This is a genomic window from Billgrantia endophytica, from assembly GCF_002879615.1.
In the GTDB taxonomy this organism is placed as follows: Bacteria; Pseudomonadota; Gammaproteobacteria; order Pseudomonadales; family Halomonadaceae; genus Halomonas; species Halomonas endophytica.
This window is the reverse complement of record NZ_PNRF01000043.1, coordinates 80,935-101,913: the sequence shown is the minus strand read 5'-3', so window position 1 is coordinate 101,913 and position 20,979 is coordinate 80,935. Positions and strand designations below refer to the sequence as shown.

Here is a 20,979-nt window from a genome sequence, read left to right as displayed (position 1 = left end):
CGAGATCCTGACAGGTATCAAGTTGAACAATGTTTTCTTTGCTTCGTTGCGCCAGAAACTGATAACTATCGTGGCAGCACGCCCTCGCACTACCTAGGATGCAGGGGCAATTGTCACCGGCCCGTCAACCGGCCTTACAAGTATCACGACAGGGGGAAGTACCATCATGGAAGATTCGTCAGCTCTCGTGCTCTTGCCGCAAGAACAACTCACCCTGGCCCATGCTCACGAGACCGGAGAGCTTCACCGCTACCGGCAGCTTGCCCTCAGCTTTCTACCAACCGCCTCTCATGTCAGCAGTCTCATGACGACGCTTGGGGAAGAGTGCGAACGTCGCCTGCAGACACTATCGGCTGCTGCCGAGCGGCTGGAGTTGGTTGACTGCCTGCCGAAACAGAGCCCCAACATGCCCCCCCGCTTCGCGAAGACACGGCAGCACTTCTTCGTGATTGACCATGCCATGGGAGAGCAGATGTTCGAGCAGGCCCTGGAGGGCGCCAGAGAATCGCGGTTGTTCCTGGAATGGCTACTGGAGACCACTCCCACCCCCGAACTGTATGAGCCCTTGCGGGCGTTCGCCATGGAAAAAGGGACGGAATACCACATTCTCCTGGAAAGCCAGGAGCAATGGCGACTCGACGCGGATTCTGGCGCGACACGACCGGAGCTCTGGACATCGAGCCCGCTGGTTTCGGGCCTGTCGCGTTGCAGTGAGAAGTGAGGAACCGAGTCATGACCCAGGCCCCGCCAGGCCCGGGTCGCTTCGCCAGGCCATTGCTTTGGCAGGCGACGTCATGACCGTCAGACTTTCCGATAGCGGCGGCCATTGGCCTCGGCCAAGCGGTTCATGCGCCCCAGATCGAGTAGCTGGAATTCCCGTCCCTGTATGGCAAGTAGGGCCTGGCGTTGATAGGCCAGCAAGGTACGGCCCACGGTTTCCGGCGTGAGGCCCAGGTAGCTACCGATGTCGGCACGGGACATTGCCAGGTGAAACGTGTGGGGGGAATAGCCGCGCAGGCGAAACCGATCGGAAATCGCCAGGAGAAAACAGGCAAGCCGTACCTCGGCGGTACGGTGCAGAAGCCTGTGTAGCTTGAACCGCTCACCGTGGATCTCCTGGCTCAGGGTCTGCTGCAGTTGACGACGCAGGCTGGGGACCCGGCCACACAGGTCATCCAGCGGGCTATAGGGCAATTCACACACGGAGGTGGATTCCAGCGCAACGATGGTGCCCTGGTATGCGCCAGCGGCAATGGCATCGAGGCCTACCAGTTCGCCCGGCAGGAAGAAGGCCGTTACCAGGCGCTCATTGCTCTCCGTCGTGGTGACCTGCTTGAGGCTCCCGGAACGGACTGCGAACAGGCTTGCGAATGGCGTGCCCTGGACAGCCAACCGCTCCTGCTTGCCGAGCGTCGGCCTGGGACACATGAGCCCGTTGAACTCGGCGACCTCATCCCGGGAGAGTTCCTTGGGCAGGCACAGCGAACCCAGGTGACATGTCCGGCAGTCGACTCCGTCCTGGCTGGCCTTGCGTAGCATCCTGCTCTTGAACGCCATGGCAACTACCTACCGCTGTCAGGAATGGCCCCTTGCAGTATAGGAGAGGGCCAGGGCGGCATGGAGCAGGTTGGCAGGCAAATGAGGACAACCATGCTTTGATGCGCGCCTGCTTCAGAAGCAAAGGCTCAATGGAATGAAGAAAACCATACTGCATGAACGGTCGTCCCGGCCTAAGGTGAGTGCTGCGACGCGCAATGGATTACGGAAAGCCGATGACAAGGCTTCGCCTCACGACATAGAAAAACGAGTGGTATCGGGCAAGTCATCGCTACAGGGGGGGGACCCATGCAAACATCACCCTGGCTTGGCTCGGACATTCTGAGCCGGTTGGTCAACAACGTTGGAAAGCTGTTCATCAGTCACTTGTGGGAGCATTTTCCCGAGCACATGTTCATCCTGCGGGCCGATGGCCCCAGGGAATTCGTCATCGAGGCGCTCAACCCCGCCCAACCGTCCATGCTGGGCGATGGCCTGTCGTGTGTCGGTCGACGAATCGATCAGTTGCTTCCGGCACAACTGGCCAAAGACGTCATCGCCCACTGTGTCCGGTGCGTCGAGGAAGGTATTCCGGTCCGCTATGAGGAAACCGGCGTGTTTCTGGACAGGGACGGTCTGTACCGACACGGGCGCTGGCAGATATTGATGGTGCCGATACCCAATTCGGACGGCGTGATGACCCACCTGTTTGGCATGGCCAAGGAGCTCGGTGAACAACATCCCGGCCACCTTGGCCAAGAAGCACCCAGCCAGGAACTCGAGCGCCGCGTGGTCGAGCGTACCGCGGAACTGTTGGCAGCCAACCGGCAACTGACCCACCTGGCGACTCATGATGATCTCACCGGCGCCTATAACCGCCGACACATGATGACGCTGGCCGATACCGAACTCAAACGGGCACAGCGCTACGGGCAACCGCTTAGCCTGATGATGCTCGATGTCGATAACTTCAAGACCATCAATGATGGGGTTGGACACATCGCGGGCGACCAGGCCTTGCGAGACGTGGCGGGCACCATCATGGCCACGGTGCGTGACTGCGACCTGGTTGGGCGCTATGGCGGAGATGAGTTCATTCTCCTGATGCCGGAGACCACCGCCACAGGGGCATGGGAGATGGCCGAACGGCTCCGCGCCACGCTCAAGCATGCCACTCCGACGACGGTGAGCATCGGCATCGCCACCCTGGCTTCAGGCAGCCAGACTCTGGAAGAGCTGATAGCATGTGCCGATAGCCTGCTTCTGCAGGCCAAGCGCAACGGCCGTAACCGAATAGAGCTTCCAGGCAACGTACCGCCTGGTTCTCTGGACTTCGCTCCTGCCGGATTGGCAAGGTAGGTCCTACTCGACATGCGCCCCGCTGGCCAGTTGGGTCCGTGCAGTACCAGCAGTATTAGTACGACTGAACCGGGGCTTACAAAAATGAGCCAAAACCATATTGCACCGCACAAATCGCTTTGCTATTGTGCGGTGCAGCAGGGCGGGATCTCCCCGTTCGTCTATCAGTTCAAGAACCCCGGAGGTTCCTATCATGACCAACACTTTCAGCTTTGACCCCAAGCAATTCGATACCAAGCAGTTCGAAGCCATGTTCTTTGGCCCGGCCCGTGCCTATGCGGCGCTGAGCGTGGATTACACCGAAAAGCTGGTCAATGCTCAACTGGACGCTACCAAGGCTTACACCGAAACCGGTCTGGCCCAGATCCGCGACCTGATGAACGTCAAGGATGCCGAAGGTCTGCGCACCTACATGGAAGGCCAGCAGCAGGTCGCCAAGGACCTGACCGAGCGCCTGAAGGGCGATGCCGAGAAAGTGGTCTCCCTGCAGCAGGACTTCGTGCAGAAGAGCCAGAAGCTGGCCGAGTCCAACGTCAAGCAGGCTCAGGAAACCACCACCAAAGCTGCCAAGTAACGCTCTGGTGGCCGGCCCCGGGCCGGCATGACGACAAGACCCGTCGATCCCCGATCGACGGGTCTTTTACGTTTCGGTCTCTCTGCCACGTTTCCCTTGCCGGGGGGTGTCTCAACCCGTCGTGCATCGTTTATTCTCGTAGCGCACGGGCAACATCACGAGGATGCAACACATGAAAGCCTGGATACCAGTGGCCGTTCTCAGCCTGACCCTGGCAGGCTGCCAGATGTGGGAACCGGCGCCCTCTCCCGAGCGTATCGAAGTCATCGATGTCGGTGAGACACGCGATCCCGACGTCGATTCCCCCGTCACGCCGGGTCGCGTGGCACGCCAGGTGGCATTCCCGGAGTCCGAGTATGCGGCTCTGGAAACGTCTGGCTCTGCCGCCATCAGCGGGCGGCTGGCATTGAATGGCGTGGCTGGAGCGGGAGAAACGGTGTCGATGGCACCCGTGACCACCTATTCTGCCGAGGCGGCCGAGCAGGCCCTGGCAGGGCGTGCCGTGGAGCCCGCCGACCCTCGGGCAAGGGAGTACACCCATACCGCCCGCACCGACGACAACGGCAACTTCACGATGCAGGGGCTGCCTGCCGGCGAGTTCTACGTCTCGGGGAGTGTGGTCAATCCTGCCAATGGAGAGCGACAGGTCATCATCCGGCAGATATCGCTACGCAGCGGTCAGAGACAGGAGGTCAACCTGAGCCAATGACCACCGTTAGCGCTCTCGGGCGGAACTACCAGCCCAGCGCCTGCTTGACGAAAGGTATGGTCAGCCTGCGCTGGGCGGAGAGAGAGGCGCTATCGAGTACAGCCAACGCCTCGCAGAGCTCGCCAAGCCCGCGCGGTCCACGGTGCAGAATGTAGCGTGCCACGTCACCGGGCAACTGCATTCCCCGTATCCGGGCACGTAGCTGCAGCGCCTGGAGACGTTCTTCATCGTCGAGACCCTGCAAGTGAAAGGTGACCCCCCAGGTGAGGCGGGAGGCCAGGTCCGGCAACTTGGTCGGCAGCTGACGCGGCGAAACGCCAGCCGCCATGATCAAGTGCCTGCCGGCATCCCTCAGCCGGTTGAACGCGTGGAACAGTCCCTCCTCCCAGCGCTTCCGCCCCACTACCGCATCGACATCATCAATGGCCACCAGGTCCAACCGTTCGACCTCCTCGAGCATCAGAGGCGGAAAATGACCCAGTTCTTCCAATGGCAGGTACAAGGCCCGCATGTCCCTGTCGGAAGCGGCATGACAGGCCGCCTGCAGCAGATGGGTGCGTCCGGTGCCGGGCGCCCCCCACAGGTAGAGAAAAGGCTCTCCCCCCTCGTCCAGCTGATGAGACAAGCGATCCATGAGCGTGGCGTTACTGCCCGGCAAAAAGCTGGCGAACGTGGCATCGTCACGCAGCCCCACTCCCAGCGGTAGCTGGGCCGGTGCTCGGCTCATGGAGAATCCTCATCGTGTCTCTTGCGTAGACTGGTATCGTACAAGCTACTGCGCTTGTAACGATCCTTCAGTTCACGCAAGAGTACCATGATCACCGCCGCTGCCGGCAGCGCCAGCAAGACCCCGGTGAAACCGAAGAGCGTCCCCCCTGCCAGCACGGAAAAAATCACGGCAACGGGATGCAGACCGATCTTGTCTCCCAGCAACTTCGGCTGCAGCACCGTGCTTTCAATGATCTGCCCGAACGTGAACACGGCCACGACGCCGAGCAGTGCCAGCCAGGTCCCGAATTGGAAGAAGGCCACGATCAGCGCCACACCGATACCGACGATGAACCCCAGGAAGGGTACGATGCTGGCCAGCCCCGCCACCATGCCGATCAATAGTCCGAAGCGAATGCCCATCAACGTCAGCCCGATGGAGTAAATGGCCCCGAGGGTCAGCATGACCAGCAGTTGACCGCGCAGGAAGGCCGACAGGACATCGTCACAGCGGGAAACCAGGCGCACCGCCTCGGGCTCCCACTGGCGTGGCACCAGGTTGCGCAGGTTCTCCAGCAGCCGCCCCCAGTCCAGAAGCAGGTAAAAGGTCACCACGGGAATCAATGCCACATAGGTTGCCCAGGTAACGAACGCCATGCCCGAGCGTCCTATCTGGCCCAGGAACTGGGCCAGATAGCCACCGGCATCCTGCCAGTGCTCCACTAGTGTTTCCTGCACGTCGCCGAGGTCCGCCGCGACATCCAGCCCGGTCCAGCCCCGAACCTGGGGCGCCAACACCGTTTCCACCCACTCGAAGATGCCGGGCACCACCTGCCCGAACTGCCTTACCTGCTGGACCGCCAGGGGAATCAGCACCAGCAGTGCCAGCCCCAGACCCAGCGACAGCAGCAGGAAGACGACACAGACCGCCAGCGTCCGCGACAGGCCCCAGTGCTGGACTCGATTGGCCAGCGGATCGGCCAGGTACGCCAGGATCATGCCGGCGATAAACGGCATCAGCATCGTTTCCAGCTGGAACAGCAGCCATATCACGACAACCGCCGCTATCGGAATCCCCCACTCTCTGCGCATCGCACACTCCCTGAGTTTGGCCGACCACGGCGATGCGAGCCGTGCGCCGTAATGCTACAATTCGGGCCCGATCTTGCCCACTGTTCGTCGGCCCGTTCCCGGGTATCGACGCGCCAAGTCGATGGTATCTCGACAGCGATTCATTAACAGCGACTTTTTATACAGGACAGGCCATGACCGATTCCACTTCCGACCAGCCGTCCCAGGCACCGCTCAGCTACAAGGACGCAGGGGTCGATATCGACGCCGGCAACAGCCTGGTCGAACGCATCAAGGGCGTCGCGAAGCGCACCACTCGGCCGGAGGTCATGGGCGGTCTCGGCGGCTTCGGGGCTCTCTGCCAGCTGCCCACCGGTTACCGCGAGCCAGTGCTGGTGTCCGGTACCGACGGTGTCGGTACCAAGCTTCGCCTGGCCATGGATCTCGGCAAGCATGACACCATCGGCATCGATCTGGTGGCCATGTGCGTCAACGACCTCGTTGTCGCCGGCGCCGAGCCGCTGTTCTTCCTCGACTACTATGCCACGGGCAAGCTGGATGTCGACATCGCCGCGGATGTGGTCACCGGCATTGGCGAGGGATGCGAGCGCTCCGGCTGCGCCCTGGTGGGTGGCGAGACCGCGGAAATGCCCGGCATGTACGAAGGCAGCGACTACGACCTTGCCGGGTTCTGCGTCGGCGTGGTGGAGAAGGACGAGATTCTCGATGGCAGCAAGGTTGCCGAAGGTGATGTGCTGCTGGGCATCGCCTCTTCGGGGCCTCACTCCAACGGCTACTCGTTGATCCGCAAGATCCTCGAGGTGAGCGGTGCATCGCTGGATACCGCCATCGACGGGCAGCTTCTCGGCGATGCCCTGCTGGTGCCGACCCGCATCTACGTCAAGCCGCTGTTGTCTCTGATCAAGGAGAGCGACGTTCCCGTACATGCCCTGTCGCACATCACGGGAGGTGGCCTGCTGGAAAACGTTCCCCGCGTGCTGCCCGAATCGCTAGGCGCCCGCATCGATGTGGCCAGTTGGACCCGCCCTGCCATCTTCGACTGGCTGCAGGAACAGGGCAACGTCGACGAGCATGAGATGCACAGGGTGCTCAACTGCGGCATCGGCATGGTGATCGTCGTACCGGCCAACCAGGCCGACAAGGCCCGCGCGCACCTGCAGGCCCTGGGCGAAACCGTCTATCGCATCGGTGAGATCGAGGTACGCCGGAACAAGGAAGAGCCGGTCCGTCTGGAGAACCTCAAGGCATGAGTGATCCGAACTTCACGCACGATTCACCACAGAGCGATACGCTGAACGACTTCACCCCCGAACCCAGCGAGGTTCGGCGGGTGGTCGTGCTGATTTCCGGTAGCGGCAGCAACCTGCAGGCCCTGATCGATGCCCAGCATCACGGCGAGTTGGGGGGCGACATCGTTGCGGTGATATCCAACGTAGCGAATGCCCATGGGCTAGTGAGAGCCCGCGACGCCGGCATCGACGCCGTGGTGCTGCCCCACGGCGAATACGACAGCCGAGATGCCTATGATGGCGCCCTGATCAAGGTGATCGAGCGTCACCAGCCGGACCTGATCGTGCTGGCCGGCTTCATGCGCATCCTGACGCCACGCTTCGTGCAGCGCTACCTGGGACGCATGCTCAACGTCCACCCCTCCCTGCTACCCGCCTACCGGGGGTTGAACACCCATGCCCTGGCGCTGGCCGATGGCGTCACCGAGCACGGCTGTAGCGTCCACTTCGTCACGGAAGAGCTGGATGGCGGACCGGTGATCGTCCAGGCCGCCGTCGCCGTCACCGAAGGCGAGACCGAAGAGAGCCTCAGGGAGAAGGTGCATACCCGGGAGCACTTGATCTACCCCATTGCCGTGAAGTGGTTCCTGGAGGGTCGGCTACGGTTCGATGGCGAAGGCGCCACCCTGGATGGCACTCCCCTGCCACCCCAGGGGCTGCGGCTGTCGCATGCCGATGCCGCCGAGGAACTGGATGAAGAGGAACGGGACGAAGACTGACAGATCGGTACCTGCGCGGGGTTACCGGCGTTGGAAGCTCCGCCGGGGCGCCTGACGGCGCCAGTCGCGACGCAAAGCGGCGCTCCAACAGGGTGGAAAAAGCAGGGCGCCAGTCGCGATGCGGAGTCGAGGCGTCGAACCGAGCGCTCCAACAGCGATATTCTCCACCCCAGAAGAGACAAACAGCTGTCGGCGCAGCTTCAACTCACGACCGCGGGGTTGCTTCGCGCCTCAGGTCCTCGGCAGCGTTACGCCCCGCTGGCCCATGTACTTGCCACCTCGGTCCTTGTAGGACACTTCACACACCTCGTCGGATTCGAGGAACAGCATCTGCGCCACGCCTTCGTTGGCGTAGATCTTGGCCGGCAGGTTGGTGGTATTGGAAAATTCCAGGGTGACGTGCCCTTCCCATTCCGGCTCCAGCGGCGTCACGTTGACGATGATGCCACAACGGGCGTAGGTGGACTTGCCCAGGCAAATCGTCAGTACGCTACGCGGAATGCGGAAATACTCCACGGTGCGTGCCAGGGCGAACGAGTTGGGCGGAATGACGCAGACATCCCCCTTGATATCGACGAAGCTCTTCTCATCGAAGGCCTTGGGGTCGACGATCGCCGAGTGGATATTGGTGAACACCTTGAACTCGTCAGCACAACGTACATCGTAGCCATAGCTGGACGTCCCGTACGAGATCACCCGTTGGTCGTTCACATAGCGAACCTGATCAGCCTCGAAGGGTTCGATCATGCCTTCCCGCTCGGACATGCGGCGGATCCAACTGTCGGATTTGATACTCATGGGTCGTCCTGATGGTGTATCGAAACATGAAACCGGGCCGCCATCATAGCGGCCCATGCGGCAGGCGTCACGAATGCCCGTCGCACTCAGTCACTGAAGGAGATGCTCGGTCCTTCGGTTTGTTGCCCCTGGACCTGTTCCGCTATCTGTCGAGCCATGGAGCGGAAGGTGGCCGTGACGTCTCCATCCGGCTCGGCCACCACGGTCGGTCGGCCACTGTCGACCTGTTCGCGAATCGCCATCGTCAGCGGCAGGCGCCCCAGGACACGGGTCTCATACTCCTCGGCGATGCGCTCGCCGCCCCCTTCGCCGAAGATCGGCTCTCCATGGCCGCAGTTGGAGCAGATATGGAGGCTCATGTTCTCCACCACCCCGAGCACCGGCACATTCACCTTGCGAAACATCTCGATCCCCTTGCGGGCATCGAGCAGGGCGATGTCCTGTGGCGTGGTGACGATGACCGCACCGTTCACCGGGACCTTCTGCGCCAGGGTCAGTTGAATGTCACCGGTGCCCGGCGGCATGTCGATGAACAGCACGTCCAGGTCGTCCCAGGCAGTCTGGGTGAGCAGTTGCTGGAACGCCCCGGCCACCATGGGGCCACGCCAGACCATGGGTTCGCGGGTATCCACCATGAAGGCCATCGACATGGCCTGCAGGCCGTGCGCTTCCAAGGGCTTGAAGCGGTTCTCACCAGCGGCCTGGGGGCGCGTACCCTCCGCGACACCCAGCATCTGGGCCTGGCTGGGGCCGTAGATATCGGCATCCAGGATACCGACACGATACCCCTCGGCTGCCATGGCCAGTGCCAGGTTGACGGTCACGGTGGACTTGCCTACCCCACCCTTGCCGGATGCAACGGCAACTATATGCTTGACCCCTTCGATCACGATTGACTCCTTGTACTGATGCGTATCGTACCGATGCGTAGACGTAACCCGTTAACCGGATTTCTGCCAGTATAACGTGCCGGCAGTGGCGTCCCACCCTACAGGAGGACACACGGCGAGCCAGGCCCGCCGTGTGTCATGTCCTGCCGGGTCGACGGCTGTCACCGGTGCCCTTCAGCGTCAGCTTTCCTCGGCTTCGGCTTCCTCTTCCGATTCGGCCCCGCTCTGGTCGTCAGCCTCGGGGGCTGCCTGGCCGCCGGTCGTGCGGCTTTCGAGATCGGAGAGCTCGTCACGCCAGTTGGCCAACTGGGCCTCCAGCCGCGTCAGTTGCTCTTCACGCCGTTCGATGGCGGCTTCGATATCCTCCACTTCCTCACGCCCGATCTCGATCGCCACCACCAGGTCATCACGCTCCGAGCGGGCGTCATCGAGTTCCGCCACCGCCTCTTCGCGCGCCTCGCGGATCTCGCCTACTTCACGCTCGACCTCGCTGCGCCATGCCTCCAATGCCTCGATATCGTTCTCTAGCGCTTCGAGGGTGGCTTCTCGCTCGCTGATCCCCTCATTGAGCGTGTCCAGGCGCTCCTCGGCGGCGGCGGACTCCTCACGCAGCTCAGTCAGGTCGGATTCGGCCTGCTCCCGCGCGGCCTCGGCCTGCTGGCGAGCCTCCTCGGCTTCCTGACGCTCCTGCTCGGCTTCCTGGCGAGCTGCCTCGGCCTGCTGGCGAGCCTGCTCGGCTTCCTGACGCGCGCCCTCGGCATCGGTGCGGGCCTGGTCGATGGCCTCGTAGTCCTCCCGCAGGGCCGCTGCCGCCTCCTCCATCTCACCCTGTTCGGTCCGAGACGCCTCGATATCGGATTCCAGCGAGGAACGCGCTTCCTGAAGCTCGCCAAGGCGGGCTTCCGTTTCGGCCACCTCGGCTTCCAGGCGCTCGATGTCGCCACGCGCCGCCGCCTGTTCGTCGGCCAGGGCCGCTTCACTGGACTGGCGTTCCTCTTCGAGCTCGGCCAGTCGTGCCTGCAGAGCGTCGATATCCTCGCCGGCCTGGTCACGCTCACTGAGCTGGCCGACCAGATCCTGATGCTCTCCCTCAAGCGCCGTCAGCTGCTCTTCGAGGGCTTCACTCCGTTCCTTGTGGGAGCTGGCGTTGTTATGAGCGAAAATGGCCCAGATCACGCCAAGAATCGCCACGGCCACCAGGGCCTTGACGCGATTGTCCTTAATCAATGATTGTTGTGAGGTCTCCGACATGTGACGTTTCCTCTCTGTCTCAGGCTGCGAATCGGTCGGCACGGGCCGTGCGGCTTGGTTACATCAACTTCAGCATACAGAGCCATCACGAGAGTGCAATGTGAGCGGCGAATTGGCTCAGAATCGCTCACGGTTTCCGAGATAACGCCACAGGCCCACCGGCACACGCCCCAGGGAGACCCCACCGATCCGCAACCGCTTCACCGACACCACCTCCAGCCCCACCGCCCGGCACATGGCCTCCAGTTGACCCGGTATCATGCCCTTCACGGCGAAGCGAAGGCGATTCTCGCTCTGCCAGCTGACCTTGCAGGGTGCCAGCCGCCGCCCGGGAACGGCAGCGCCATGGCGCAGCGTATCCAGTTGCTCGTCATCGAGCGTGCCGCGCACGTCGATCAGCACTTCTTGTTCGAGCCGCGAGAGGTTCTCGCTCAACCGTCGCTCCACACGGCGATCCTGGGTGAAGACCAGCAGGCCTCCCGCCCCCCGCCCCAGGGGCATCATCGGCGTCAGGCCGCGAAAGTGCGCCTTGAGCGGGCTCGATCCGGACGGATCCTCGTCCCAGTGGGCCTCCACGTTGATCAAGGCCCGCGCCAGACCCGACGCGTCAGCGACACCATGGTCCGGAGGGCAATTGAGCAACAGGGTGGCCGGGGGGATCTCCTCGGCCCTGGCGTTGGGCGCCAGTTCAACACGCTGTCGGCCGACCTTGAACTGCGGCTCCTCGATCACTTGACCATCGACGGACACCCAGCCGCCGGCAATGTACAGCTCGGCTTCACGGCGCGAACACGGATGCTGGCGTGCCAGGCGCTTGGAAAGGCGCTCCGCCGGGTCATCGGAGCCACCGGCGCTGTCGGAAACCGTATCCCGGATGGTCATGTGCGATCCTCGACCTTGCCGCGCAATGCCTTGTGCTGGCCCCGCTTTTTCTTGCTGTCGATGCGGCGCTGCTTGGCGCCCTTGCTCGGCCGGGTGGCGATACGTTTCTTCGGTGCATACATCGCGCTCTTGATCAGCGCCTTGAGGCGAGCCAGTGCCTCGTTACGGTTGCGCTCCTGGGTGCGATGGGATTGTGCCTTGATGATCACGACGCCATCGCGGGTAATGCGCTGGTCATTGAGCGCCAGCAGCTTTTCCTTGAGCTCCCCGGGCAGACTGGAGGCACGGATGTCAAAGCGCAGGTGGATGGCCGTGGAGACCTTGTTGACGTTCTGGCCGCCGGCTCCCTGGGCACGGACCGCCTGCATGTCGATGTCATGGTCGGGGATGACGACCTGGCGAGAGAGTTCCAGCATTTGCCTGCCTTGTGCCGACCTGTGATACGAATCATGGGTCAATGTAAGAATAGGGGTGACGCCTGCTACCAGCCAGGCACCGTTCACGGCGCTTACCGCGACGACTCGATACGCCAGTTGGAAAGCCAGGCGGAGCCTTCCACCTCGAACCCGAGCTGCCTGAGCCATCTGGCCACGGCCAGGTTGGACTGGTGGGCCAGCCAGTATGCGCGTGGATGGGGAACGAACTCGAGGCCGAACTCCTCGACATATACCGGGTCACCTTCCTCCCGGTCGAAATAGGCATCCAGCTTTCGCTGCAGCGCTTCCACCCGCTCGCTCTCGGCCTCGAGGGTATAGACGTGCATCAGACCCTCGGGGGCCAGGCGGGAGAATTCACGGGGCGAGGAGACGTCGTCGTGTACACCACGCCCAAGGCCGCTCCTGGTTGGCCACAGCAACGCCATCATACCAGCCAGAAGATGTCGCCGGCCTTCCACGTACCAGCTCCACTCACCATAGCTGTAACGGACCATGCCGCCTTGGTGATGCGGCAGCACCAGGCTGGCATGTCGGCCATGGTCGATCAGATGGATCTCGACCGGCTCCGACAGGCTTGTCGGCGGCACCACCCGACCGACGCAACCCGTCAGCAGCAGTACCGAGAGGATCACGATCAGGCCACGTCGTCTTGTCAGGGTGAAACGCATGTCAGAATGCCAGCCATATTCTGTGCTTGGCCCCCTTGCCCGGACGATGGGCACGCACCGTGACCTCCTCGACCAGAAAGCCGACTCGCCGCAGACGCTCGCTGAAGGCCGGGTCCTGACCCGCCGACCAGATCGCCAGCACACCATCGGGGCGAAGCGCTTCCTGGGCGGCAGACAGCCCTTCCGGCGAATAGAGCCAGTCATTCTCGCGACGCGTCAGCCCCTCGGGGCCGTTATCCACATCGAGCATGATAGCATCGAAGCCGCCCGGCTCACGACGCAGAAGCTCACCGACATCTCCCAGGCGAACTCGCGTGCGTGGGTCGTCGAGCGGGTTGCCCGCGGCCGCACCCAGCGGCCCCCGGTTCCACTCCACTACGCCGGGAACCAGCTCGGCCACCACCACCTCGGCGTGACCGCCCAGCGAGCGAAGCGCCGCCGCCAGCGTGAACCCCATGCCAAGGCCACCAATCAGCACGCGTACCTCGGCACGGCCGGCAACACGCTCACAGGCCAACTCGGCCAGGGCATCCTCGGAACCATGCAGCCGGGTGTTCATCAGCTCACCGGGGCTTCCGGCAATACGGATGGAGAACTCGTCATTGCGCCGCAGTAGCCGCAGCTCGCTTCCCTTGCCGGGAATACCGGCAGTGCCGATCACTTCGAATTTGGCCATGATGACTCTGTATGGAGAGTAGGACGCGCCTTGCGCATTGGGACTTCAAGCGTACGACCGAGCTGACCACACGGAGGACAGCGAATGCAAAACCTGCCAACACGCCGGCGCCCCTGCAACCGATACGTTGCTCTGCTGCTCATTATGCTGGCCTGGCTGATGAGTTGCCATGTTCTGGCCGAGGATGGCGCTGCCAGCACAGGCTTGCAACCAGGCGATCTCGATCGGCTGGAGGCCGAAGCCGGCGAGATCTCTCGCCTGCATGCCCTGGTGGTAGCCGAGGATGGGGACATCATCTTCGAACGCGCCTTCGGCGGTCCCGGGCTGGACCAGCCGGCCAACATAAAGTCGCTCTCCAAGACGGTGCTGGCCGCTCTGGTTGGCGCGGCGATCGAGCAAGGCATCGTGGCCGATGTCGAGCAGTCGATAAGGGAACTGCTGGGCCCACGAGTGCCAGAGGGTGTCGACCCCCGGGTGAGCGACATTACCGTGGGTCATCTCCTGTCGCAGCAGGCCGGGCTCGAGCGCACGTCAGGGCAGAACTATGGGGCCTGGGTGGCAAGCCCGAACTGGGTCGAAGATGCCCTCCACAGGCCTTTCGTCGATCTGCCCGGCGGGCAAATGCTCTATTCCACCGGGTCGAGCCATCTTCTTTCCGCCGCCCTGACGGAGGCCAGCGGTGAAAGCACCCTCGACCTGGCCAGGCGGCTGCTCGGCGAGCCGCTCGACATCACCATCCCCGCCTGGCCTCGCGACCCACAGGGGATCTACTTCGGCGGCAACGACATGCAGCTCTCGCCACGGGCACTGGTGCAGATCGGAGAGCTCTACCGCAACGATGGCACCAGCAACGGGGCTCGCATCTTGCCGGAGGGATGGGTCGAGACATCCTGGGAACCCAGAGGGATTTCCCGCTGGACCAACGACGGCTACGGATATGGCTGGTTCATTACCACGCTAGCCGGAGAGCAGGCCTATTATGGCCGCGGCTTCGGTGGTCAGGCGCTGTACGTGATTCCCGGCAGGAAGCTGACCATCGTCATCACCGCCGATCCCATGCCTCCCTCCCCCGGCGGCCACTTCCAACACAGGCTCAACCGCATGGTGGATACCCTGCTGAGCGGCGAGACAGGTGATGAATAACGGTGGACGATCGGCAGTCGAGCGCGTTTCCTGGCCCGGAAACACGCCGCGGCCGGATGCAGTCAACAGCATCCGGCCGCTCGGGGGCTCCCTCTGAATTGCCGGGTCAGGAATGTTCAGCGCAAACCGAGCATGGACAGGATAAACAGGACCACCACGATCAGACCGATGATATAGATGATGTTTCGCACTCAGCTCTCCTTGCCAGCCGGTTTCAGGATGAGGACATGACCCTCACGATCATGCCGCCGTTAGCATCCAGTGTAGCGAACCTGCCGGATCAAGCCAGCGAAGCGTGCCGCGCCTCCCGCCTCTTTCGACAACCAGGACACGACGGTTGTTGACTTTTGCGTGGTCAAATCCCCTCATTGCAACAGGAGTGACGCTGCAGCGGCGTTCGCGGCAACACGCAAGGCCCGGCTTCAAGACCCATCTCCAAGGCCACCTGTCGCGACACCTTGATGCCAGGCAGGCCACCAACCGTACATCACGATACAATGGGCACAAGGATGGCAAAGCGCCATGTCTCGAGTACGCACTACACGGAACGTCGCCTTCGTCCTGCTCCCTCGTGTAGGGGGCTTCCTGTGGCGCGTGCTAGCCGCCTTTCTGCGCAACCGAGGCATCCTGCTGGCCGGCGGGGTAGGCTACAATATCCTGCTCTCCATCGTTCCCCTGTTCGCTCTCTTCACGGTACTGCTGACCCGGGTGGTGGATGAGCAGATCCTGCTCGAGGTGCTCGGGGTGCAGGTCATTCACCTGGCCCCTGCCCATGCCGAAGTGCTGATGGATGCGGTACGCGCCCTGCTCGACTCACGTGACGTGATCGGCGTCTTCGGCATTCTGGTTCTGCTGGTATTCAGCTCGTTCGCCTTCCGCATGCTCGAGGATGCCCTGGCGATCATCTTTCACGCCCCGGACGCCCACAAGGGTCGCAGCGTCTGGGTGTCGGTACTGCTGCCGTACGCCTTCATGGTGGTGCTGGGCACCGGCCTGCTGGCCCTGACCCTGATAGCCACGCTGGCGGAAGCGGTCAATACCCTATGGCTGGCCATTCTCGGCCGTAGCATGCCCTTCGCCGGCCTCTCCGAACCACTGCTCAACCTGTTCAGTTTTATCGGTGTCTTCCTGCTGTTCAGCGCTATCTACAAGGTGCTGCCGGTGGTCACCATCGCACTGAGGCGTGCGGTGGTCGGAGGTTTCGTGGCGGCGCTGCTGTGGGAAGGAGTGCGGTTACTGCTGGTGTTCTATTTTCTCAATCTTTCTTTCGTGAATGTCGTCTACGGGTCACTGGCCACGCTCATCGTAGTACTGCTTACCCTGGAAGTGGGGGCCATTATCCTGCTGCTGGGCGCACAGGTCATCGCCGAGCTGGAGTACAACGCCCGGCGCGGCCTGCCGTGGTACGTGGACCCGCGACACCAGGCCATCACCCATGTGGATTGACGGAACAACTAGCGCCCCCTGCGAGAGGTGCGCGAATCGCGCAGGCGCCAGAGCAACGCCAGCAAGCTCTTGCCGGTGACCATACCCAGGAGATAGATCACCAGCAGGAGCAGTGCCATGGGTAGCCTGACACTCCAGATCAGGAAGCGGGCTTCCACCATCACGATGTTCTGCAAGACCAGAATGAGTACCAGTACCGCAATCCCGATCTTGACGGCCAACAACAGCTTGTCCATCCCTCTCTCCCTGTGCCAGGAACTCTTCCAAGCTGATCCTTGCACCCGATCGTGTCAAGCCGCGGCCCGGGGCTCGGTCAGCCCATGGCGAAGAAGGCTCCGGCCGCCGCGATGGCTACGCCCAGGCCGCGAAGCAACCGGCTCTCGCGGGCCATCAGCCAGGCGCCCGCCAGGCGACCCGCCAAGGTGATCGTCAGGGTAGCCAGGGTGAAACCGGCCAGGTAAGCGAGCATGGAGGCGCCATGTGGCATCTCGTTGCCGTGGGCATGACCATGGAAGAGCATGAACAGCACCACGACGCCGGCTCCCACGGCGGCAGGCACCTTGACCAGAGCGGCGATCAGCACACCGGCCAGCAGCACTGACATGGCGATCCCGAACTCGACGCCAGGCAGCGCCAGCCCTCCCCAGGCGAGGCCCGCGCCCAGCAGCATCCCCCCGGCGGCCAGCAACGGCGTGCCCATGCTCAAGCTCCGTGGCTGCCGCAAGCTCCAGATACCGATGGCCAGCATGGCCAGCAGGTGGTCTATCCCCAGCAACGGGTGCGTCACACCCGCCGCGAAGCCGTTCTCGGGATGATGATGGCCCGGGTGAGCCATGGCCACTCCGGCCATCAGCAGCAGCAGTGGCGCCGCGGCCAAGGCCGCCCGGGAAGCGATGGAAAATGCAGATTTCATGGTGGCGATCTCCTTGCCGACAAGAGGGGTGAATCAAGGGGTCAACTCGCAATGGCCCCGGCCTGGGGCCGACGTTCCGGCAGCATGCCGCGGTCGAGGATGAAACGAATGATCGTTTCGACACCGACGCCATCGTAGAGATTGGTGAAGACGAAGGGACGTTCACCGCGCATCTTCTTCGAATCACGCGCCATCACCTCGAGCGAGGCATGGACCTGCTCGGCAATGTCGATCTTGTTGATGATCAGCAGATCCGACTTGGTGATACCGGGTCCACCCTTCCGGGGGATCTTGTCACCGGCGGAAACGTCGATGACGTAGAGCGTCAGGTCGGAGAGCTCCGGGCTGAACGTAGCCGAGAGATTGTCTCCACCGGACTCCACCAGGACGAGTTCGAGGTTCGGATGGCGTGCCTGAAGATCGTCGATGGCAGCCAGATTCATGGAGGCGTCCTCGCGGATCGCGGTATGGGGGCAGCCACCGGTCTCTACGCCGAGAATCCGGTCCGCCGCCAGCGCCTCGTGCTTGAGCAGGAAGTCGGCATCCTCACGGGTATAGATGTCATTGGTGACCACAGCGATATCGTAGTGGTCCCGCAGTGCCAGGCAGAGCTGCTTGAGCAGCGCCGTCTTGCCGGAGCCCACCGGGCCGCCGACGCCAACGCGCAGGCAATGTGTCATGTTCATCTCCTTGGCCGCCTGGGCGGCACTGTCTGTTCAAACGGCGCCAGATCAGTTGCTGCCGAAGCCACCTCACGCGATCGCTGGCGCGATGGCCGAGACGACGCGGGCGATCTTCAGGAATGAAGATCGAGGAAAGTCGGCACAGGGATGTGCCGTCTTTCCGACCGCGGGAGTCCGGCCGAAGAGCCAGGTTTCGAGCGCGTGGCGTGGTGAGCGCAGCAGGCTGGCTGGCACCAAGCAGTCATCACCATCAGCTCCGGAACAGGCGCGAATATTGTGTTTCGTGCAGCGCACTGGCCAATGCCAGGCCGGGCAGCGCCGGGCCAAGCTCATCGTCATTCAGTTCGAGCGCTTCATCCACCGCGGCCACCAACGCCGGGCGCAGCCGTTCGATCAGCCGCTGGGCGGCGGTATGCCCGAGGGGTAACGCCTTGCAGGCGGCCGCCAGCTGGTTCTCGAGCCAGGCCCAGGCGAAGCCGATCAGGGTCTGTCGCACCGGCACTCCGCGGGCATGGGCCGCCCAGGCAAAGAGCGTCACATAGCCTGCGCTCCGGGGCAGAACCGCCTCGTCCGGCAGCAGTTCCAGGCTGCCCAGCAGCCGCGCCAGGGAAGCGCCGAGCCGGGAATCCTCGGCGGCGAGTTCGTCGGTTTCGCGGTTAGCGGCCAGCCAGCCATTCCACTCGTCCAGGGCCTCGCTGTCGCCGCTCGCCCAGGCCGCCTGAAGACGTGCCAGCACCGGCAGCTCGCAGCGGGTCAAACCATCGTCGAGCACGCCCTGGAGCCAGTCGCCGAGGCTCTCCTCATCCCCCACCCAGCCCAGCTCGAAGGCACTTTCGAGACCCTGGGAAAACGCGAAGGCGCCGATGGGCAGCGCCGGACTGACCAGTTGCAGCAGTCCCAGCAATGCCAGGTCGCCCTGCCCGGCGTCACCTGTTTCAGTGCGCATGGTCATGACCATGCCCGCCCAGCTGCTGATAGGCGCCGGGTTCCGGGTCGAAGAGGGCCTCATGGTGTTCCAGGGACGCGCCCAGAAGCTCGGCCAACTCCTCCAGCACATGATCCGGAGGGAAACGCACGAAACCACCCCGGTCATCCTCGCCCAGAGCCAGCTGCACATGGCGATTGCCCAGGTGATAGGCGAGTCGGGCCAGCGGCAGGCCCGCCGCGATCCGTGCGGTGACCACCGGCTCCACTGCCGCCAGGACACGCACCACCTCTCCGCCTTCGGCACGCAGGCCCTCTCCGTTGCGCAGTACCGGGCCTCGATCCAGGAAGAGTCCCAGTGCCCGCCCGCTATCGCTTTCGGCCTTCAACCGTCCGCGGATTCGCAGCTCATAGGGCAGCGTCACGGTATCGGCTGCCTGGCCAGCCGCGATGGGCCCCAGACGTTCGGTCAATTTCAACATGGCAATCTCCCATCCATCAGAACAGGTGGTAGCGCTGTGCCAGCGGCAGTTCGGTCGCCGGCTCACAGGTCAGCAGCACCCCGTCGGCACGCACCTCGTAGGTCTGAGGATCGACGGTGAGCTCGGGACAGGCGTCGTTGAGCTTCATGTCACCCTTGCGTATGCCACGCACGTTCCTGCAAGCGGCGAGTGGACTGGCAAGCCCGAGCCGCTCCTTGATACCGCTCTCGATGGCCGCCTGGCTGACGAAGCTCAGTCGAGTCGCGCTGGCCGCCTTGCCCAGGGCACCGAACATGAGACGGTAGTGCACCGGCTGTGGCGTCGGGATCGAGGCATTGGGGTCGCCCATGGGCGCAGCGGCAATCATGCCCCCCTTGATGATGAGCGCCGGCTTGACGCCGAAGCAGGCCGGATTCCATAGCACCAGGTCGGCCAGCTTGCCCAGTTCGATGGAGCCCACCTCATGGGCGATCCCATGGGTAATGGCCGGGTTGATGGTGTACTTGGCGATATAGCGTTTGACACGGAAGTTGTCGGCACCCAGCGCCTCGTCCTCGGGCAGCAGGCCGCGCTGGACCTTCATCTTGTGGGCGGTCTGCCAGGTTCGGCATACCACCTCGCCCACTCTCCCCATGGCCTGGGAATCCGAGGAGATCATGGAGATCACGCCCATGTCATGAAGGATGTCCTCGGCGGCGATGGTCTCGCGACGGATGCGCGAGTCGGCGAAAGCCACGTCCTCCGGTATGTTCGGGTCCAGGTGGTGGCACACCATCAGCATGTCGAGGTGTTCGTCGATGGTGTTGACCGTGTAGGGCCGCGTCGGATTGGTCGACGACGGCAGCACATAGGATCGGGAGCAGGCGGTGAGGATATCGGGCGCGTGGCCGCCCCCCGCCCCCTCGGTGTGGTAGGTGTGGATACCACGTTCCTTGAAAGCCGCCAGGGTATCCTCGACAAAACCCGACTCGTTGAGCGTATCGGTATGGATGGCCACCTGGACGTCATAGTGATCGGCAACGTTCAGGCAGTTGTCGATGGAGGCCGGGGTCGTGCCCCAGTCCTCATGCAGCTTGAGCCCCATGGCACCGGCAACGAGCTGGGCTTCCAGCGCCCCGGGCAGGCTGGCGTTGCCCTTGCCGAGGAGCCCGATGTTCATGGGCATTTCATCCACCGCCTGAAGCATCTTGCCGATGTGCCAGGGCCCGGGCGTGCAGGTCGTGGCCTTGGAACCGGTGGCAGGCCCCGTGCCGCCCCCCAGCATGGTGGTGATGCCGCTCATGAGCGCCTCCTCCACCTGCTGGGGACAGATGAAGTGAATATGGGCATCGATGCCGCCGGCGGTGAGGATCATGCCTTCGCCGGCGATGATCTCGGTGCCAGGACCGATGACGATCTCGACGTCAGGCTGGGTATCGGGGTTGCCTGCCTTGCCGATGGCGGCAATGCGACCGCCCTTCAGCCCCACATCGGCCTTGACGATACCCCACCAGTCGAGGATCAGGGCGTTGGTGATGACGGTATCCATGACCGAGTCGTCATGGCGCTGGCTCTGCCCCATGCCATCGCGGATCACCTTGCCGCCACCGAACTTGACCTCGTCACCGTAGTGGGTCGCATCGTCCTCGACCTCGATCCAAAGCTCGGTATCGCCAAGACGCACCCGGTCGCCCACCGTCGGACCGTACATGTCGGCATAGGCCTGCCGGCTGATCGTGTTGATCGGCTTCATCACTCGCCTCCATCCGTAGTCCGCTCATCGGTTCGCGTGGTTCGCGCGGCTTCGGGCGCGGTAGAGAG

Annotated in this window: 24 protein-coding genes; 8 read left to right on the top strand and 16 right to left on the bottom strand. The window is 63.2% G+C overall.

Going from position 1 to position 20,979, the window contains the following annotated elements:
- Positions 1-166 precede the first annotated feature (166 nt).
- Complete coding sequence (locus C1H69_RS20705; protein ID WP_102655285.1) at positions 167-721, top strand: hypothetical protein; 555 nt, start codon at positions 167-169, stop codon at positions 719-721.
- An 80-nt stretch (positions 722-801) separates the two neighbouring features.
- Here C1H69_RS20705 and C1H69_RS20700 read toward each other — a convergent pair whose 3' ends face one another.
- Positions 802-1,557, bottom strand: a complete 756-nt coding sequence (locus C1H69_RS20700) for a helix-turn-helix domain-containing protein (RefSeq protein WP_102655284.1) — start codon at positions 1,555-1,557, stop codon at positions 802-804.
- Positions 1,558-1,845: 288 nt separating this feature from the next.
- Between C1H69_RS20700 and C1H69_RS20695 the strand changes: the two genes are divergently transcribed.
- The 3 genes from C1H69_RS20695 (at position 1,846) to C1H69_RS20685 (ending at position 4,178) form a co-directional block, all read left to right on the top strand.
- On the top strand, positions 1,846-2,895 hold the full coding sequence (locus C1H69_RS20695) for a sensor domain-containing diguanylate cyclase (protein WP_102655283.1): 1,050 nt from the start codon (positions 1,846-1,848) through the stop codon (positions 2,893-2,895).
- A 193-nt stretch (positions 2,896-3,088) separates the two neighbouring features.
- Positions 3,089-3,469, top strand: coding sequence for a phasin family protein (locus C1H69_RS20690; RefSeq protein WP_102655282.1), 381 nt, complete (start codon positions 3,089-3,091; stop codon positions 3,467-3,469).
- A 172-nt stretch (positions 3,470-3,641) separates the two neighbouring features.
- Positions 3,642-4,178, top strand: coding sequence for a carboxypeptidase-like regulatory domain-containing protein (locus C1H69_RS20685; RefSeq protein ID WP_102655281.1), 537 nt, complete (start codon positions 3,642-3,644; stop codon positions 4,176-4,178).
- Between the two features lie 25 nt (positions 4,179-4,203).
- On the opposite strand, the gene hda is transcribed toward C1H69_RS20685, so the two are convergent.
- Entirely contained in the window at positions 4,204-4,905 is a 702-nt protein-coding gene (hda, locus tag C1H69_RS20680) for a DnaA regulatory inactivator Hda (protein ID WP_102655280.1), read from the bottom strand.
- Positions 4,902-5,978 (bottom strand): AI-2E family transporter, encoded by a 1,077-nt coding sequence (locus C1H69_RS20675; RefSeq protein ID WP_102655279.1) that lies wholly within the window; start codon positions 5,976-5,978, stop codon positions 4,902-4,904. Before C1H69_RS20675 ends, hda begins: the two co-directional genes overlap by 4 nt.
- Before the next feature lie 173 nt (positions 5,979-6,151).
- Here C1H69_RS20675 and purM point away from each other — a divergent pair, with 173 nt between their 5' ends.
- Both purM and purN read left to right on the top strand, forming a co-directional pair.
- Positions 6,152-7,228, top strand: coding sequence for a phosphoribosylformylglycinamidine cyclo-ligase (gene purM, locus C1H69_RS20670; protein ID WP_102655278.1), 1,077 nt, complete (start codon positions 6,152-6,154; stop codon positions 7,226-7,228).
- The gene (gene purN / locus C1H69_RS20665) at positions 7,225-7,986 is read left to right on the top strand and encodes a phosphoribosylglycinamide formyltransferase (RefSeq protein ID WP_102655277.1); all 762 of its coding nucleotides are present in this window, start codon (positions 7,225-7,227) and stop codon (positions 7,984-7,986) included. Before purM ends, purN begins: the two co-directional genes overlap by 4 nt.
- A gap of 231 nt (positions 7,987-8,217) precedes the next feature.
- Here the strand turns inward: purN and dcd are convergent, their stop codons facing one another.
- The 7 genes from dcd to C1H69_RS20630 form a co-directional block, all read right to left on the bottom strand.
- Complete coding sequence (gene dcd, locus C1H69_RS20660; RefSeq protein ID WP_102655276.1) at positions 8,218-8,784, bottom strand: dCTP deaminase; 567 nt, start codon at positions 8,782-8,784, stop codon at positions 8,218-8,220.
- An 86-nt stretch (positions 8,785-8,870) separates the two neighbouring features.
- Positions 8,871-9,671: an iron-sulfur cluster carrier protein ApbC gene (gene apbC / locus C1H69_RS20655; protein ID WP_240610034.1), complete on the bottom strand. Its 801-nt coding sequence runs from the start codon at positions 9,669-9,671 to the stop codon at positions 8,871-8,873.
- Positions 9,672-9,854: 183 nt separating this feature from the next.
- Positions 9,855-10,925 carry a coiled-coil domain-containing protein gene (locus C1H69_RS20650; protein ID WP_102655274.1) on the bottom strand — a complete coding sequence of 357 codons (1,071 nt, stop codon included), beginning with the start codon at positions 10,923-10,925 and terminating at the stop codon, positions 9,855-9,857.
- Positions 10,926-11,042: 117 nt separating this feature from the next.
- Positions 11,043-11,807: an RNA pseudouridine synthase gene (locus C1H69_RS20645; RefSeq protein ID WP_102655273.1), complete on the bottom strand. Its 765-nt coding sequence runs from the start codon at positions 11,805-11,807 to the stop codon at positions 11,043-11,045.
- On the bottom strand, positions 11,804-12,223 hold the full coding sequence (gene arfB, locus C1H69_RS20640) for an alternative ribosome rescue aminoacyl-tRNA hydrolase ArfB (RefSeq protein WP_102655272.1): 420 nt from the start codon (positions 12,221-12,223) through the stop codon (positions 11,804-11,806). The genes C1H69_RS20645 and arfB overlap by 4 nt, the downstream gene beginning before the upstream one ends.
- Positions 12,224-12,315: 92 nt before the next feature.
- Positions 12,316-12,912 (bottom strand): hypothetical protein, encoded by a 597-nt coding sequence (locus C1H69_RS20635; RefSeq protein ID WP_102655271.1) that lies wholly within the window; start codon positions 12,910-12,912, stop codon positions 12,316-12,318.
- A 1-nt stretch (position 12,913) separates the two neighbouring features.
- A complete protein-coding gene (locus C1H69_RS20630; protein WP_102655270.1) occupies positions 12,914-13,588 on the bottom strand; it encodes a spermidine synthase in 675 nt (224 codons plus the stop codon).
- Positions 13,589-13,672: 84 nt separating this feature from the next.
- Between C1H69_RS20630 and C1H69_RS20625 the strand changes: the two genes are divergently transcribed.
- Positions 13,673-14,731 (top strand): serine hydrolase domain-containing protein, encoded by a 1,059-nt coding sequence (locus C1H69_RS20625; RefSeq protein ID WP_240610032.1) that lies wholly within the window; start codon positions 13,673-13,675, stop codon positions 14,729-14,731.
- A gap of 522 nt (positions 14,732-15,253) precedes the next feature.
- The gene (locus C1H69_RS20620; protein WP_102655269.1) at positions 15,254-16,177 is read left to right on the top strand and encodes a YihY/virulence factor BrkB family protein; all 924 of its coding nucleotides are present in this window, start codon (positions 15,254-15,256) and stop codon (positions 16,175-16,177) included.
- 8 nt (positions 16,178-16,185) lie between these two features.
- Here the strand turns inward: C1H69_RS20620 and C1H69_RS20615 are convergent, their stop codons facing one another.
- The 6 genes from C1H69_RS20615 to ureC form a co-directional block, all read right to left on the bottom strand.
- A complete protein-coding gene (locus C1H69_RS20615) occupies positions 16,186-16,413 on the bottom strand; it encodes a DUF1049 domain-containing protein (protein WP_102655268.1) in 228 nt (75 codons plus the stop codon).
- Positions 16,414-16,490: 77 nt separating this feature from the next.
- Positions 16,491-17,090 (bottom strand): HupE/UreJ family protein, encoded by a 600-nt coding sequence (locus C1H69_RS20610; protein WP_102655267.1) that lies wholly within the window; start codon positions 17,088-17,090, stop codon positions 16,491-16,493.
- 41 nt (positions 17,091-17,131) lie between these two features.
- On the bottom strand, positions 17,132-17,770 hold the full coding sequence (ureG, locus tag C1H69_RS20605; protein WP_102655266.1) for an urease accessory protein UreG: 639 nt from the start codon (positions 17,768-17,770) through the stop codon (positions 17,132-17,134).
- Positions 17,771-18,023: 253 nt separating this feature from the next.
- Positions 18,024-18,719 carry an urease accessory protein UreF gene (locus tag C1H69_RS20600; RefSeq protein WP_102655301.1) on the bottom strand — a complete coding sequence of 232 codons (696 nt, stop codon included), beginning with the start codon at positions 18,717-18,719 and terminating at the stop codon, positions 18,024-18,026.
- Entirely contained in the window at positions 18,709-19,179 is a 471-nt protein-coding gene (ureE, locus tag C1H69_RS20595) for an urease accessory protein UreE (RefSeq protein ID WP_102655265.1), read from the bottom strand. Before ureE ends, C1H69_RS20600 begins: the two co-directional genes overlap by 11 nt.
- A 16-nt stretch (positions 19,180-19,195) precedes the next feature.
- Complete coding sequence (ureC, locus tag C1H69_RS20590; RefSeq protein WP_102655264.1) at positions 19,196-20,911, bottom strand: urease subunit alpha; 1,716 nt, start codon at positions 20,909-20,911, stop codon at positions 19,196-19,198.
- Positions 20,912-20,979 lie beyond the last annotated feature (68 nt).